General features: G+C 73.6%; 12 protein-coding genes and 1 pseudogene. 3 read left to right on the top strand and 10 right to left on the bottom strand.

The annotated features are described in order from the left end of the window. Positions 1 to 33: 33 nt before the first annotated feature. Positions 34 to 726, top strand: coding sequence for an orotidine-5'-phosphate decarboxylase (pyrF, locus tag MMR14E_RS08775; RefSeq protein WP_331313741.1), 693 nt, complete (start codon positions 34 to 36; stop codon positions 724 to 726). 63 nt (positions 727 to 789) lie between these two features. Further along, positions 790 to 1134 (top strand): DUF1330 domain-containing protein, encoded by a 345-nt coding sequence (locus MMR14E_RS08780; RefSeq protein WP_043346068.1) that lies wholly within the window; start codon positions 790 to 792, stop codon positions 1132 to 1134. Positions 1135 to 1145: 11 nt separating this feature from the next. Here the strand turns inward: MMR14E_RS08780 and MMR14E_RS08785 are convergent, their stop codons facing one another. Continuing rightward, a complete protein-coding gene (locus MMR14E_RS08785) occupies positions 1146 to 1775 on the bottom strand; it encodes a TetR/AcrR family transcriptional regulator (protein ID WP_331313742.1) in 630 nt (209 codons plus the stop codon). A gap of 152 nt (positions 1776 to 1927) precedes the next feature. On the opposite strand from MMR14E_RS08785, the gene MMR14E_RS08790 reads away from it, so the two are divergent. Then, positions 1928 to 2698, top strand: a complete 771-nt coding sequence (locus tag MMR14E_RS08790; RefSeq protein ID WP_331313743.1) for a glucose 1-dehydrogenase — start codon at positions 1928 to 1930, stop codon at positions 2696 to 2698. Between the two features lie 91 nt (positions 2699 to 2789). On the opposite strand, the gene MMR14E_RS08795 is transcribed toward MMR14E_RS08790, so the two are convergent. The 9 genes and pseudogenes from MMR14E_RS08795 to MMR14E_RS08835 form a co-directional block, all read right to left on the bottom strand. Beyond that, positions 2790 to 2987, bottom strand: coding sequence for a hypothetical protein (locus MMR14E_RS08795; RefSeq protein ID WP_012318739.1), 198 nt, complete (start codon positions 2985 to 2987; stop codon positions 2790 to 2792). Between the two features lie 203 nt (positions 2988 to 3190). After that, positions 3191 to 3835, bottom strand: a complete 645-nt coding sequence (locus MMR14E_RS08800; RefSeq protein ID WP_331313744.1) for an isochorismatase family cysteine hydrolase — start codon at positions 3833 to 3835, stop codon at positions 3191 to 3193. Between the two features lie 108 nt (positions 3836 to 3943). Further along, on the bottom strand, positions 3944 to 4453 hold the full coding sequence (locus tag MMR14E_RS08805) for a ferritin-like domain-containing protein (protein ID WP_331313745.1): 510 nt from the start codon (positions 4451 to 4453) through the stop codon (positions 3944 to 3946). Positions 4454 to 4798: 345 nt separating this feature from the next. Continuing rightward, entirely contained in the window at positions 4799 to 5398 is a 600-nt protein-coding gene (locus tag MMR14E_RS08810) for a PAS domain-containing protein (RefSeq protein ID WP_331313746.1), read from the bottom strand. 571 nt (positions 5399 to 5969) lie between these two features. Beyond that, positions 5970 to 6836, bottom strand: coding sequence for an ABC transporter permease subunit (locus MMR14E_RS08815; RefSeq protein WP_331313814.1), 867 nt, complete (start codon positions 6834 to 6836; stop codon positions 5970 to 5972). Next, a pseudogene (locus MMR14E_RS08820) lies at positions 6810 to 7586 on the bottom strand (taurine ABC transporter ATP-binding protein); the annotation flags it as partial. The gene MMR14E_RS08815 and the pseudogene MMR14E_RS08820, both read right to left, overlap by 27 nt. A gap of 23 nt (positions 7587 to 7609) precedes the next feature. Continuing rightward, the gene (tauA, locus tag MMR14E_RS08825) at positions 7610 to 8635 is read right to left on the bottom strand and encodes a taurine ABC transporter substrate-binding protein (RefSeq protein ID WP_331313747.1); all 1026 of its coding nucleotides are present in this window, start codon (positions 8633 to 8635) and stop codon (positions 7610 to 7612) included. A 202-nt stretch (positions 8636 to 8837) separates the two neighbouring features. Next, on the bottom strand, positions 8838 to 9122 hold the full coding sequence (locus MMR14E_RS08830) for an Hpt domain-containing protein (RefSeq protein ID WP_331313748.1): 285 nt from the start codon (positions 9120 to 9122) through the stop codon (positions 8838 to 8840). 139 nt (positions 9123 to 9261) lie between these two features. Continuing rightward, a complete protein-coding gene (locus MMR14E_RS08835) occupies positions 9262 to 12297 on the bottom strand; it encodes a PAS domain S-box protein (RefSeq protein ID WP_331313749.1) in 3036 nt (1011 codons plus the stop codon). Positions 12298 to 12327: the final 30 nt, after the last annotated feature.

Genomic DNA, 12327 nt, shown 5'->3' on the forward strand with positions numbered 1-12327 from the left:
GGGATCGCTGCCGCGACTCCGAAGGACGCGCCGATGACCGAGATTGCCGACCCCCGCGACCGCCTGATCGTGGCCCTCGACCTGCCGAGCGTGCGGGCGGCCGAGGCCCTGATCGACCGGATCGGCGACGCCGCGACCTTCTACAAGATCGGCTACCAGCTGGGCTACGCGGGCGGCCTCGCGCTCGCCGAGCGGCTGGCGGGCCGCGGCCTCAAGGTCTTCCTCGACCTGAAGCTCCACGACATCGGCAACACCGTCGAGGAGGGCGTGCGCTCGGCCTCGGGCTCCGGCGCCACCTTCCTCACCGTCCACGCCTACCCGCAGACCATGCGGGCGGCGGTCCGCGGCCGGGGCGCGGGGCTCAAGATCCTCGCCGTGACGGTGCTGACCTCCTACGACGATGCCGACGCCGCGGAGGCCGGCTACGGCCTGCCGGTGGCGGAGCTCGTCGCCAAGCGCGCCGCCCAGGCGGCCGAGATCGGCATCGACGGCCTCGTCTGCTCGGCCGCCGAGGCGGGCGCGGTCCGGCGCGTCGTCGGCCCGGACCGGCTGATCGTGACCCCGGGGATCCGCCCGGCGGGCGCCGAGGCCGGCGACCAGAAGCGGGTCATGACCCCCGGCGATGCCCGCCGGGCCGGGATCGACCACGTGGTGGTCGGACGCCCGATCACCGGCGCCGCCGACCCCCGCGCGGTGGCGCGGGCGATCGTGGCGGACCTCGCCTGATCCGAGCGGGATTGCCTTCGGGCGGAGCGGTCCCACTTCGCTCCGCAGGGCAGGAGACGCAGCATGACCAAGGGCTACTGGATCGCGCGGGTCGATGTCCGCGACGCGGAGGCCTACAAGGCGTACGTGGCGGCCAACGGCGCGGCCTTCGCCAAGTTCGGCGGCCGCTTCCTCGTGCGCGGCGGCGCCCACGAGGCGGTGATGGGCCCGGCCCGGTCCCGCAACGTGGTGATCGAGTTCCCGAGCTACGCCGACGCCCTCGCCTGCTGGAACTCCGACCTCTACCAGGCCGCCAAGGCCAAGCAGCGCGGCGGCGTCGAGGCCGAGATCCTGGTGATCGAGGGTTATGACGGCCCGCAGCCCAGCGCCTCCGAGCCGGCGCCGGAGGCGGGACCGGCCTCCGAGTAGGCCGCCGCGCGCTACGACAGCGGCCCGCGCGGCGCGAGGCTCCGCAGCAGGAACGCCGTCATCGCCGCCATGGGCGGCACCGGCTGGAGGGTGGAGCAGCCCACCAGCAGCGGGTGGGTGTAGCGGGCGATGGCGACGTGGACGCAGGCGGCCGCCTCGGCGGGGTCGGCCGCCTCGAACTCGCCCCGCGCCACCCCGTCCCGGATGATTCGCTCGAACCCGGCGGTGATCCGGGCCACGTGGTGGCGGCAGACGTCCCAGCTCTCCGCCATCGCCGCCTCGATCATCTCGTGCAGGCGGGGAAACGTCTCGCAGCGCCGGGTACAGTCGCGATGCAGGGCCTCGATCGCCGCCGCGAGGCGCGCGGTGGCGTCGAGGCCCGGCCGGTCGGCGATGCCGAGGATCACCGCCTCGCTCTCGCCGATCAGCCGCTCCAGCACCGCCTCGTTGATCGCCTTCTTCGACTCGAAGAAGCGGTAGACGTTGGCCGGGCTCATCTTCAGCGTCCGGGCGATGTCGGCCACGGTCGTCTTCTGGTAGCCGATCTCGCGGAAATACGTGCCCGCCGTCGCGAGGATGCGGCTGCGCGTGTCGGGCGCGCACTCCTCCGCGAGCGAGCGGGTCGTATCTTCCAGGGACATGCGTCCTCACTAGGCCATGCGGCGGCGGGGCGTCAAAGACGCGGGCCCGGGTCGGGTTCCCCTGCGGCGGCTGCGCGCGCAAGGAACCGGTCCGGGCGACACCCATTGCCCAGGCACCCCGCCGCGACGGCGGCGCCAGCGAGAGATCCGCGATGCGCTTCACCGACACCCGCGCCCTGGTGACCGGGGCCGATTCCGGCATCGGGCAGGCGACCGCGGAACTGCTCGCCCGCGCGGGCGCCGACGTGGCCATCACCTACCACAGCGACGCCGAGGGCATCCGGGAGACCGCCGCGCGGGTCGAGGCCGCGGGCCGGCGGGCGCTGGTGCTCCAGCTCGACGTCGGCGACCCGGCCGCGGTCACGGCGGCCTTCGACCGCATCGGCAGCGAGTTCGGCACCCTCGACATCCTCGTGGCCAATGCCGGGCAGGCCATGAGCGGGATGCCGGTCGCCGAGATGGACGACGCGGTGCTGGAGCGGATCCTGCGGGTGAACCTCATGGGGCCGCTGTTCTGCGCCCGCCCGTTCATCCGGATGCGCCGGGCCCAGGGCGGCAACGGCAAGATCGTGTTCGTCTCCTCCGTGGCCCAGCACCTGCCGACGCCGGAGAGCGCCCCCTACGGCATGTCGAAGGCCGGGCTCGGCTCCCTCTGCCGGTCCCTGTCGCGCGAACTCGCGGCGGACCGGATCAACGTCAACAACGTCGCCCCGGGCCTGATCGAGACGCCGATGACCGCCGACCGCTTCGAGAAGCCGGAGGTTCTCGACCAGTCCCTGGAGCGGATCCCGTGGCACCGGGCCGGCCAGCCGGAGGAGATCGCCCGGGCGATCCTCTACCTCGCCTCGGAGGAGGCCGCCTACGTCACCGGCCACACCCTGGTGGTCGACGGCGGCCTGACGATGCAGTGGGGCGGCGCCTGAGCGGCGCCCGGAACGACGAAGCGCGGCGCGGGGGTCACGCCCGGCGCCGCGTCGAAGGCTCTGCGATGTGCGGTTCGCGCGTGACCGCGCCTCAGGAGCCGAACTGCGAGCCCAGGCGCTCGAGGTACTCGGCCAGATCGACGCCCCCGACGCGCTTGCCGTAGTCGAAGCGCATGCCCTGGCGGATGTCGACGCTGGCATCCCGCGTGGTCAGGGTGAAGGGACGGACGCAGACCCAGGCCCCGTCGCGGCGGTGCTCGAAGTAGCCGAGGATCTCGTGCTTGGCCATAACCTTTCCTCCGGAACCCAGTTCAGGAACATAACGGTCGTGCCGGCCGTCGGTTCATGGGGCGCGACTGTTTTTCGCGTGCGTGCGCGCACGGATCGAGTGTTCGTGAACCGGGAAGGCCGGCGGGGCCGGGTGGAGATCTCGCCTGAGCTTGGCCATTACAGGACGAATGTTCCGGCCCGGAGGGCGGGCGCGCGGCCGGCTCACCGCCAGCGGTCGAGGATCTCGGCGGTCGTCATCGTCTCGACCTGGTGGCCGTAGCGCATCCGGTACATCAGCAGGAGGGCGTCGTGCGCCTCGTCGCAGGAGCTGCACAGGGCGTCGGTGGCCAGCACGATCCGGTAGCCGAGATCGACCCCGCCGAGCACCGCGGCCAGCACGCAGACATCCGTCTCGGCGCCGGTGACGATCAGCGTCTCGACGCCCCGCGCCCGCAGGCGCGCGTCGAGGCCGGTCCCCAGCCAGGGCGAGTAGACGGTCTTGTCGACGATCTCGGCGGGCGGAGCCAGCCGGGCGAGGTCCGGGACGAGGTCGACCAGGCCCGGGTCGAGGCGCTCCCGGGTCATGCCGGCCCAGTGCCGCGAGTAGGTCGCCCAGGTGCCGCGCCCCTCCCCCGGCCGGGCGGCCGGGATGAAGCGGGTGAAGACGGTCCGCTCCGGACGCGCCGCCGCGAGGCGGCAGACATGGGGCAGGACGCGGTTCATCCACGGCGTCTGCCAGTCGGTGGGCTCGGCGAACATGCGCTGCATGTCCACGCAGAGGTGGACGCAGTCCGGCCCCAGGGCTCCGCCGGAGGATCCCGGCTCCGGCCGGGGGCTGTCCGTCGAGGGGCGGGTTCCGGTATCCATGGGCGCGCGATCAGGCCGGGCGAGCGTGGCTCGGGAGGGATTGAAGGGGGACGCGGGGGCCGTCCCCGCCCCGTCCCCGCCCCGTTTCGGGGCCGGGACGGGGGGACTTCAGCGGTCGGCCTTGGCGCCGGACACCGTCAGGGAGAGGTAGCGCTCGGTGGTCGGGCGGATCAGCTTGCGCACCGCCTCCGCCATGGCCTGCTCCTCCTTCAGCGACTGCTCGAACGCCGTCCGGTGGCCCTGCTGGCCGGCGGCGTCGCCGATGGTGAGCAGCGACTCGTAGGCGGCGATCTCGAAGTTCTCGAAGGCGTGGTTGGCGTAGGTGTTCTTCAGGATCTCGTCCTGGGCCGGCGTGTGGCCCAGCGCCATCATGTTGCCGACGAAGCCCAGGAAGCCCTCCTTGAGGGCCGAGGGGCTGTCGCCCAGGCTCTGCAGAGCCTCCTCCAGCCGGTGGCGCTGCCCGTGCGTCTCCTCGATGTGGCGGCGCAGGGCCTGCTCCATCTCGGGGTAGCGCTCCAGGCGCTCGACCTGCCGCTCCATGATCTGCAGCGCCTGCATCTCCACAGCATGGGTGTTCTTCAGGGCCGTGACGTAGATCTCGCGGGCGTCCATGGTCATGGCGTTCACCTCTAGGCGGTTGCGAGCCCGGGGCTCATTCAACCGGCAAACACGGGTGCCGCGCGGCCAAGTTCCGGTCGGAAGGTCGCAGGCGCCGGGTCGCCCGGTGCGGCCCCGGTGCGGCCCCGGCGCGTGACCGAGGAGGGGCGGCGTCGGTGCAGGAAGGCGGGCCCGGCCCGGAACAGCGGCGCGCCGTGAGCGCCGGTCCCGGCCGGGTCGGCGCGACGAGACCATCGCCCAGACGGGGCGCGGGCTGCCCAACGACACCGGCCGGCCGGTGGAGGTCGACGAAGCCGAGGCGGCGCGCATCGAGCGGAAGATCCGCGGCCTCTAGCGGCGCCCCGCTCAGTGCAGGGCGCCGCTGCGCTCGGCGCGCTGGCGCTCCGCGAGGCGCTTGCCGATCTCGAGGAGCAGCGTCTCGGTCAGCGCCACCAGGGCCGTGTCGCCGAGCACGGAGACGGTGTTGTGCAGCGACAGGCAGAGGTCGGCGGTGCGGTTGAGGGCGTCGTCGATCGTGTCCCCGTCGCGCTCCGCGAAGGCCGCGCCGGCCGACTTGCTGTCCGAGATCTCGACGATCACGCCCCGTCCGGTGGTGGGCCGCCCGTTCGGGTCCAGGTAGAAGTGCCCGCGGGTGAACAGCCACCGCAGCCGCCCCTCCGGCGAGCAGACGCGGTACTCCGCCGTGTAGGAGCCGCCGGTCCGGACGCAGTCCAGGATGACCTGCGAGATGTGGGGCTGATCGTCCGGGTGGACGGCCTTCAGGAGTTCGGCCAGGCTGACCCCGGCCCGCGACCGGGCCGGACTGATGTTGAACAGCAGGGCACTCACCGGATCGGCCCGCGCCTCGTCCCGAAGGATGTCCCACATCCAGAAGCCGACGCCGCCGGAGGCCTCGAGCGCCGCGACGAGCGCCGCCTCGGATACGACGTCGTCCGCGTGGTCCATCCGAGACATCCCCGATCTCACCGCAACCAGTGGCGATGCTGCGCGACGATCATCATCCTGCGGTATTCACTTTATAGTAATATAATTGTTCGTAAAGATCTTGTATTCAAATATATGTGTTGTCTCTCCCGGCCCGGATCGCCTGCCCTAGGCTTTCATCAGCGTTGAGCGGAGGAGCCGGAGAGAATTTTCTTCTGTCCGGTGCGGCGACGCCCGGATCCTTCCACTGGCCGGCACCTGAACTGCCCGGGCAGGAGCGGTGCCGAGGCCGATCCGAACCAGGCCGTGCGCGCGTTGCCCCCCGACGGACCCGGGGCGCGATTCGTCAGCGCATCAAATGAGGGCGACCGGCGAGCGGGCCGACGCGATCAGGACGGGTTGGTTCTGCCGACCTCCACGTCCGCTGCCTGGTGGGCCCCACATCTTGTCGGGACGCGGACGTGGATGCGGGGCCGGCCGGTTCCTCGGACGCGCAAAGCCTCCGCGCGGCACCGTCCGCCCCCACGCCGTGAACGCGCCGCGAGAGCGGGTTCGGACGTCCCGGCGGCCCGCGGAGGAATGACCCGCGGCGCTAGTGTCTGCCTTTCCAGGGCACCAGCACGCGCTCCAGGGCCCGCATCGCGAGCTCGAACAGGCCCGCGAACAGGCCGATCACCAGGATGCCCATCAGCACCACGTCGGTGCGCAGGAAGTTGGAGGCGTTGAGGACGAGCTGGCCGAGCCCGGCCTGGGCCGCCACCATCTCGGCGGCCACCAGGGTGGTCCAGCCCACGCCCATGCCGATCCGCAGGCCGATCAGGATCTCCGGCAGCGCCGCCGGGAAGACCACGTGGCGCAGGACCTGCCAACGGCTCGCCCCGAGGGCGCGCGCCGCGTTGATCTGGTCGACCGAGGCGGAGCGCACCCCCGCCCGCGCGGCGAGCGCCACCGGGGCGAGGCAGGCGAGGAAGATCAGCAGCACCTTCGACAGCTCGCCGATCCCGAACCAGATGATCATCAGCGGCAGGTAGGCGAGCGGCGGCAGCGGCCGGTAGAACTCGATCGGCGGGTCGAGGATGCCCCGGGCGATCCGGCTCGTGCCCATGGCGAGCCCGACCGGGATGCCCACCAGGGCGGCGAGGCCGAAGGCGCCGAGGACGCGCAGCAGGCTGTCGCCGATGTGGAGCCCGAGCGGGGCGCCGTCGATCTCCCCGCGCCAGGCCTGACCGAAGGCCGCCAGGACCGCCTCCGGCGGCGGCAGGAACAGCGGCTTCACCCAGCCGGAGCGGGTGGCGACCAGCCAGAGGCCGAGGGCTCCCAGCACCGTGGCGGCGCTGACCGCCGGCACCAGGATCCCGCCGCGTCGGCGGGCTCCGGGCCGCGCCCGCGGGACCGCCGCCGAGGCCGGGACCGGGACCGTAGCCGGGTCCNCGGGCGCCGCGCCGGCGCCGCCGCGGATGCGCGCGAGCACGCGCTCGCGCACGGCGATGAAGGCGGGGTCCGACTTCACGGCCCGCGTGTCGCGGCCGCCGACGGCGGCCCGGGAGAAGGGCAGGTCCAGCGTCTCGACGACCCGGCCGGGCCGCGGGCTCATGATCACCAGCCGGGTGGCGAGGAACACCGCCTCCTCGACGTCGTGGGTGATGAAGAAGGCCATCTTGCCGGTCCGGTGCCAGATCCGGAGGATCAGCTCCTGGATCTGCTCGCGTGTGAAGGCGTCCAGCGCGCCGAGCGGCTCGTCCATCAGCAGGGCGCGCGGGTCTCCGGCGAGCGCCCGGGCGAGGCCGACCCGCTGCTGCATCCCGCCGGAGAGTTCGTGGACCTTCCGGTCGGCGCAGTCGGCCAGGCCGACGAGGTCGAGCATCGCCAGGGCGATCCGCCGCCGCTCCGCCCGGGGCGCGCCCCGCATCCGCGGCCCGAAGGCCACGTTCTCGGCGACGTCCAGCCACGGCATCAGGGCGTGGCGCTGGAACACCACGCCCCGCTCGGCCCCGGGCCCCCGGACCGGCTCCCCGTCGAGGAGGACGCGGCCCTCGGTCGGCGCCAGGAACCCCGCGATCGCCGAGAGCAGGGTGGTCTTGCCGCAGCCCGAGGCGCCGAGCGCCACGACGAACTCCCCGGGACCGATGGTCAGGTCGATCCCCGACAGCGCGGCGACCGCGTCGGCGCCCTCGCCGTAGCGGACGCTCAGGTTGCGGATCTCGATCATGGGCCCTCCGGTCCGGGGACAGGCTATTTCCGGGCCGCGTCCACGACCTCCGTCGTGACGAACCGACCGTAATCGGGCGCCAGCGCCTGCACGCGCCCCTGCGCCTTCAGGAACGCGGCGGTCTCGGTCAGGGCCTTGGCGGCCCCGCTGCCGAGCCAGGCCGGGGAGGCCTGCGCCTCCAGGGTCGGGAACCGGTAGGCCGCGAGGCTCGCCGGCACCTCCGCGGGCGCCGAGCCGCTGATCCGGGCCACCGCCGCCACTTCCGGCGCGTCGGCGCTCCAGGGCCTGGCGGCGTAGGCCGCGTCCTGGGCGGCGATCAGCCGGACGAGCGTCACCAGGAAGTCCCGGTTCCGCGCCGCCCAGGCCCGGTCGACCACGAGGCCGTCGAAGGTCGCCTTGCCCCGGCGGGCGAGGTCGCCGGCCGAGACCACCACGGTGCCGGACTTCTTCACCCGGGCGAGCACCGGGTCCCAGATGAAGGTCGCGTCGATGTCGCCGCGCTCCCAGGCGGCGGCGATCTCGGGCGGGCGCATGTTGAGGATCCGGACATCGGCCTGCGTCAGCCCGGCCTCCGCCAGGGCGGCGATCAGCTGATAGTGGGCGGTCGACACGAACGGCACCGCGATCGTCTTGCCGCGCAGGTCGGCCACGCCCGTCACGCCGCTGCCGGCGCGGGCCACGAGCTGCTCGGCGTCGGCGATCTCGTCGAGGATCCAGAACAGCTGGATGTCGAGCCCCTGCGAGGCGGCCGCCGCGATCGGGCTCGACCCCGCCTCGCCGATCTGGACGCTGCCCGAGGCCATGGCGCGGATCACGTCGCCGCCGCCGCCGAACTTGCGCCAGTGGACCGTGTAGCCGGTCGCCTTCTCGATCGCCCCGGAGGCCATCAGGGCGCGGAACGGCACCACCATGTCCTGGTGGGCGAAGGTGACCTCCCGGTCGGCCGCGCGGGCGGGGCCGGGCGCCGGCGCGCCGAGAACCAGGGCGGCCAGGGCGGCCAGCGCGACGGCGCGGCGGTGCGGACCGGCAGATGTACCGGCAGATGTCATGAGATGTCCCCCTCTCCGGCCGGCCCGGCGCGGAGGCGACTCGGGCGGCCGGGGATGAGGTTCGGCCAGGCTCGGCGTCGAAGGCAAGGGCCCGGGCCGGAACATCGTCCCTCGCCGCCGGGGTCCGGGAGAGGAACGTGTCGGCGTGCGGAACACCGGGGCCCGGCCTGCGACGGGGCCGCCAGCCGGGCGGCGCCCCCGCTCAGGCCGCGCGCAGCACCGCGATCTCGTCGATCGTGGCGGCCGCCTGAGCCCGGAGCGTGGACAGCAGCGCGGTGACGTCGTCGCCCGCGCGGCAGGCCGTCTCGAAGGTCCGGCAGGTCGCGGCGAGATCCACGAAGCCGATCATGCTGGCCGCCGACACCATGGCGTGCGCGTCGCCCGTCAGCCGCGCCCGGTCGCCGACGGGCGCCCCCGGCCCGAACCGCTCGGCGAGCTCCTTCGCCAGCATCGCCAGGAGATCGCCCATCCGCGTCTGGCCGACCATCGCGGTCATCTCGTCNGCGGATGTCTTCGCTGTCAGCTGCGGCCATGCCGGACAGAATGCGGCGTGGCGGACAGCGTTCAGCTCGGTTTGTCATCAACTGGTGAGCGATCGAAATGTCTCTCACTATAGGAAGATCGGTTCACCGGCACAGGTCGGTGATGCCGAGCTCGGCCGTCATCGCGAGGATCGGCAGCCGGCCGGGGGCGCCGCCCAGGGCGCGGATCCGCCGGGTCGCCGCGATGCCGTCCATCACGGGCATCTGCACGTCCATCAGCACGAGGTCGTAGGACCGTGCCTGGACGGCCGCCACCGCGGCGACCCCGTCGGCCRCCACGTCCACGGCGTGCCCGGCGCGCTCCAGGATCATCCGGGCGAGGTCCTGGTTGAGCGGCACGTCCTCGGCCAGGAGGAGGCGGCGGCCGGTCGCGCGCGCGATCGCCGCGTCCGGCGCGGTCTCGCGGGCCGGTGGGCCGGCGGCGGGCAGGTCGGCCTCGAACCAGAAGGTCGAGCCGTGCCCGACCGTGCTCGCGACGCCGATCGTGCCGCCCATCAGCGTGACGAGGGATTTCGAGATGGCGAGCCCCAGCCCGGTGCCGCCGTACTCGCGGCTGATCGAGCCGTCGACCTGCGAGAAGCGCCGGAACAGGCGGCCGCACTTGTCGGTCGGGATGCCGATGCCGGTGTCGCGGACGGCGAAGCGCAGCCGCGTCCCGCCCGTCGCGCGGGCGGCGTCCGGGCTGACCCGGACCGACAGCTCGATGCCGCCCGACGCGGTGAACTTCACCGCGTTGTTGAGCAGGTTGAGCAGGATCTGCCGGAGGCGGTCCTCGTCGCCCTCGACCCAGTCGGGCAGGCCCGGGCCCTGGGCGACCGTGAGGGCGAGCCCCTTGCCCGCCGCGAGGGGGCGCACGATCGACACCGCGTTGTCGATCAGCGCCTCCAGGGCGAAGGGCCGGGGCACGATCTCGATCTGCCCGGCCTCGACCTTCGAGAAGTCGAGGACGTCGTTGACCACCGTCAGGAGCGCGGCCCCGGCGGTGCGGATGCGCTCGGCGTTCCGGCGCGCCGCCGGGCCGAGATCCGTCCCGTCGAGGAGCAGGTCGGCGTAGCCGATCACCCCGTTGAGCGGCGTGCGGATCTCGTGGCTCATGGCGGCGAGGAACTCGCTCTTGGCCGCGCTCGCCCGCTCCGCCTCCAGGCACGCGGCGTCGGCCGCCGCCTTGGCGGCGAGGAGCGCCGCCTCGGCGGCCTTGCGGGCGGTGACGTCGATGTTGAGGCCGATCATCCGCCGCGCCTGCCCGGGCGCGCCGCGCCCGACGCCGTTGATCCAGCGCACGCCCCCGTCCGCGGTGGGGACCCGGAACTCGATCGAGAAGGTCTCCCCCGCGGCCGCGGCCGCCGCGGCGATCTGGATCGCCCGCTCGCCGTCGGCGCGGTCGATCAGGGCGAGCCAGTCCCGGGTGTCGAGGCTGTGGTTCCGGTCGGTCTCGATGCCGTGGAGCCGCGCGCTCTCGGGGGACCACTCGATCCGGCCGCTGTCGAGGTCGAGGTGCCACGTCCCGGCATGGGCGGCCTGCTGGGCGAGGTGCAGCAGGCTGCTGGCAGCTTCCACCGCGCGCCGGGCGGTCACGATCTCGTCGATGTCGAGGGCGGTGCCGAGCATGCCCACCATGCTCTCGCCCTGCCAGATCGGCAGGAGCACGATCTTGTGCCAGCGGTAGGGGCCGTCGTGCCGCTGCAGGCGGCCCTCGACCTCGTAGGGCGCGCGGCGGGCGGGGGCCTCCGACCACAGCCGCTCCATCCGCTCCGCGTCGTCGGGATGGGTCCGGGCGATCCGCGCGGCGCGCGTCGGGCCGATCGGGCCGTAGTAATCCTCGAAGCGCCGGTTGACGTAGGAGGCGTCGCCGGTCTCGATGCTGGCGATCCAGACGAGCTGCGGCAGCGCGTCGGCCAGGGCACGGTAGCGGGCCTCGCTCAACCGCAGGGCGTCCTCCGCGGCCTTGCGGGCGCTCACGTCGCGCAGGGTGGCGACGTAGCCGTCCGGGGCACCGGTCGCCCGGTCGTGGGTCAGGCTGAACGAGATCTCCAGCCAGACCCAGTGCCCGTCCCGGTGCCGGTAGCGCTGGGAGGTCAGGGCGCGGGACGCGCGGCCGCCGGTGAGGTCGTCGAGGAGGCGGCGGTACGCGCCGACCTCGTCGGGATGGACGAAGTCGAGGGGGTGGGTGCCGATCAGGTCCTGCGGGTCGTAGCCCAGGACGGCGCGCACCGCCGGCGAGACGTAGCGGCGGCGGGCGGTCAGGTCGGACCAGATGATGATGTCGGTGGCGTTCTCGGCCAGCAGCCGGTAGCGGCGCTCGCTCTCCTCCAGAACCTGCTCGGCGATCCGGCTCTGGGTCACGTCGCCGAAGGTCAGGACCGTGCCGCCGTCCGGCAGGGCCGCGCACCGGACCTCGAGGATCAGGCCGCCGGGCAGGCGCCAGTCGAACAGCGGCGGCAGCGCGCCGCGCGCGCCCGGCCCGAGGCCCGGATCGGACCCGGCCTCCGCGAAATCGCCGCGGGCCCGCTGGTAGGCGTGGATGTCCGGGAGGGCGACGCCGGCCCGGAGGACGTCGGCTGGCAGTTCGAGGAGGTCCGCGGCGCGCCGGTTGAACGCGCGCACACGCCGGTCGGCATCGAGGACGACGAGACCCTGGTCCATGCTGTCCAGCGTGCCGCGCAGGATCATGTCGGTCTCGCGCGCCCGCCGCTCCGACTGCACGAGGTCGGTCACGTCGAGGATGAGGCCGTGCAGTGCGAGGAGCGCGCCGTCGGGCCCGAACTCGGGCAGGCCCTGGATGATCGCGTCCCGCACGGTCCCGTCCGGGCGGACGAAGCGGGCCCGCGCCTGGTAGGGGATGGCCGGCCGGTTTCCCTCCAGGATTCCATCGAGACGCGCGACCAGGGTGGCGCGATCGTCCGGATGATAGCAGGCGACGTGCTCGACGAGCGGCAGGTCGCACGCGCCGGGCGTCCCGAGCAGCCGCGCGAGGTTCGCCGACCGGGTCACCCGGCGGGTGCGCGGATCGAGCCGCCACTGTCCGAACCCGGGTGCCCCGTCCCAGGGGGCAGGCTCGCCCGCGGCCTGGAGCACGGCGGGATCCGGCGGCGCGGCCGGGCGGGTCGCGTCAGTCTGCATCGGTCCCTGGGGATCCCCAACGCCGGCGCG

The sequence above is a fragment of the Methylobacterium mesophilicum genome (assembly GCF_036441335.1).
In the GTDB taxonomy this organism is placed as follows: domain Bacteria; phylum Pseudomonadota; class Alphaproteobacteria; order Rhizobiales; family Beijerinckiaceae; genus Methylobacterium; species Methylobacterium mesophilicum_B.